Origin of the sequence: Megasphaera sp. DJF_B143 (assembly GCF_900320625.1) — a bacterium.
Classification (GTDB): domain Bacteria; phylum Bacillota; class Negativicutes; order Veillonellales; family Megasphaeraceae; genus Megasphaera; species Megasphaera hexanoica.
Window position 1 is genome coordinate 1 of sequence record NZ_ONTA01000136.1, and the last position, 2,788, is coordinate 2,788.

A 2,788-nucleotide genomic window follows, 5' to 3' on the forward strand; every position below is an offset into this window, starting at 1 on the left:
CGTTCCATATCCTGGCCGCCGTAAATCGGCAGTGCCTGAATCGGTGTGAACTGGGCCAGATGATTCATTTCTTCCGCTACCTGCATAGCCAGTTCGCGTGTAGGCGATAAGATGACTGTCTGGATTTCTTTGCTGGGTGGGGCTGCCAGGATTTTTTCCAATACGGGGATGCCGTAGGCGGCTGTTTTTCCCGTACCGGTCTGTGCCTGGCCAATCATGTCACGGCCGGCCATGGCGACAGGTATGGATTCTGCCTGAATCGGGGTTGGTTCTTCAAAACCCATTTCATTCAGGGCACGGATGATGACTTCACTGATATTAAGTTCTTGAAATTTTTCTAACATAGTTCCTCCTTTTGTATGAACATCTAATTCTATCATTTTGCTCTCTGAAAAGATAGGGGCTTTTTGTAAATACCCGTGCGTGGAATGGTTCCTGGGTCCTATAGGCAGCAGAGGTCAAAATGGGGGCAAAGACAACGGGTCCGGTAACCGTATAAAAAATAGCCACCGCACAAATGCGATGGCTATCCGTGTCTTTTATGGTGGACCATCAGGGGATCGAACCCTGGACACCCTGATTAAGAGTCAGGTGCTCTGCCAGCTGAGCTAATGGTCCATGCGATGTGTCTTCTTGCTGAGCACATTGATAATATTACACCAGTTGAAGAAAAAATGCAAGTCTTTTTTTTCGATTTATACAGATGCAACGAGATAAAGCCGATTTCATGCCACACAGGTCTGTATATACAGCTATACGGACCTGTGTGGCATGAAAAATCTGATGAGGACTATCTATTGCTCTTTTCTGTCCGGGTTAAACAGGATACGGCTGGGAATCTGGGCGGCAAAAATCCCGATAGACATGAGGATACATCCTGATAATTCCCGCAGAGTCATCGATTCACCGAGTATAAAGAATCCAGCAAGGGCACTGAAAATCATTTCACAGCTGAGAAGGAGTGAAGCTTCTGTAGGTGGCACGTGTTCCTGTCCGACAATCTGCAGGGTATAGCCGACACCGCTGGAAAAAATGCCGCAATAGAGGATGGGGATAGCCGATGCGGCAACGGCAGCCAGGGTCAGTGTTTCTCCCGCCAGGGGCATAGAAAGAAAGTTATAAATGCCACAGAATATGAATTGGCCTAAAGCTAGGTAGACGCCGCGATAATAGCGGACGAAGCGATCGACAATGAGGATATGGAGAGCCCAGAAGAGGACGCCGGCCAGTTCCAGCACGTCGCCGATATTAAGTGGCTGGCCGTCACTGTGGAAGGCCAACAGGTACAGGCCGGCCAGAGCGGTCAGGCATCCTGCTATATGGGACAGACGCAGGGGATTGCGCAGGAACAGTCCGAGAATCGGGACGACGACGATGTATAAAGCAGTAATGAAGCCGGCTTTGCCCGCTGTCGTATAAAACATGCCTATCTGCTGCAGTGATGCGCCGGCATACAATACGAACCCGAGGATGGCACAAGCAGCAGGGAGTGACAAGTAGGAAGGAGGCGTGTCAAAATCCGGTGCCTGTTTACGACTGATCCACCAGACGACGGGCACAATGGAAAGGGCTCCGACCCAGAAGCGGATGCCATTGAAGGCAAAGGCACCGATCGTATCGGTGCTCACCCGTTGGGCGACAAAGGCACAACCCCAGAAAAACGTGGCGGTTAACAAGAAAAAACGGTCTTTTATCATGGTTATCCATTCCTTTTGAAAAATTTACAATATACGTATTATACCATATAGCGGCGTATTTATTTACTATAATTCTGCAAGTAGTTTTGTTCATATACGCCTACTACAAGATGACATGACAGGTGTAAATCATCAATGTAAAGAAAATGTCAACGAATCATTGGCATGGGGCTGAAATTTGATGTATAATAAGGTCAATATGATTGGGAGGCGAGAATATTGTATACAAATGCTTTGTTGACTGATCTTTATCAGCTGACAATGATGCAGGGACTGTATTTCGAAGGCAAACACAATCAGGCCTGCGTGTTTGACCGGTATTACCGGCATAATCCATTTAATGGGGGTTATACGGTAGTAGCCGGACTGGAACATCTCATTGACTATGTCAAGAATATCCATTTCAGTGATGATGATCTGGCTTATTTGAAGAGTACGGGTATTTTCAAAGATACCTTTCTGGATTATCTAAAACGATTCCATTTTACGGGGAGCATTTATGCTATGCCAGAAGGGACTGTCGCATTTCCGCAGGAAGTATTACTGCGTGTAGAAACGACAAAAGATGAATCCCTTTTACTGGAAACGTGCATGTCTATGATCATGAATCACGAAAGCCTGATTGCGACCAAGGCCCGCCGTGTCCGCTGTGTTGCTGGTGATGATACCCTGATGGAATTCGGCCTGCGCCGTGCCCAGGGGGCTTCTGCCGGTGTGTATGGTGCACGGTCTGCCATGATTGGCGGATTCAATGGCACGAGCAATATGCTTTCGGGAGCTAAATTTGGCATGCCTGTCATGGGGACGATGGCCCATAGCTGGGTCATGAGTTTTCCGACTGAACTGGAAGCATTCCGCACGTATGCCAAACATTATCCCAACAGTCTTATCCTCCTGGCCGATACGTATAATACACTGAAACAAGGGGTTCCCGATGCTATTACGGTATTCCGGGAAATGAAGGAAGCGGGAACACTGCCTTCTTTCTATGGCATCCGTCTGGACAGTGGCGATCTGGCATACCTTTCTAAAGAAGCGCATAAAATGTTCGCAGCAGCGGGATTCCCTGATGCCGTCATTGCCGCTTCCAA

Annotated in this window: 3 protein-coding genes and 1 tRNA gene; 1 reads left to right on the forward strand and 3 read right to left on the reverse strand. The window is 48.0% G+C overall.

Annotated features, from left to right (window positions below; genetic code table 11):
* The 3 genes from DBO31_RS04015 to DBO31_RS04025 form a co-directional block, all read right to left on the reverse strand.
* The coding region (locus tag DBO31_RS04015; protein WP_150824499.1) for a DEAD/DEAH box helicase at nt 1-344 on the reverse strand (344 nt) is incomplete at its 3' end.
* A 198-nt stretch (nt 345-542) separates the two neighbouring features.
* Nucleotides 543-618 (reverse strand) — tRNA-Lys (locus DBO31_RS04020).
* A gap of 176 nt (nt 619-794) precedes the next feature.
* Entirely contained in the window at nt 795-1,697 is a 903-nt protein-coding gene (locus DBO31_RS04025) for a DMT family transporter (RefSeq protein WP_150824500.1), read from the reverse strand.
* 219 nt (nt 1,698-1,916) lie between these two features.
* Here DBO31_RS04025 and pncB point away from each other — a divergent pair.
* The coding region (gene pncB / locus DBO31_RS04030; RefSeq protein WP_150824501.1) for a nicotinate phosphoribosyltransferase at nt 1,917-2,788 on the forward strand (872 nt) is incomplete at its 3' end.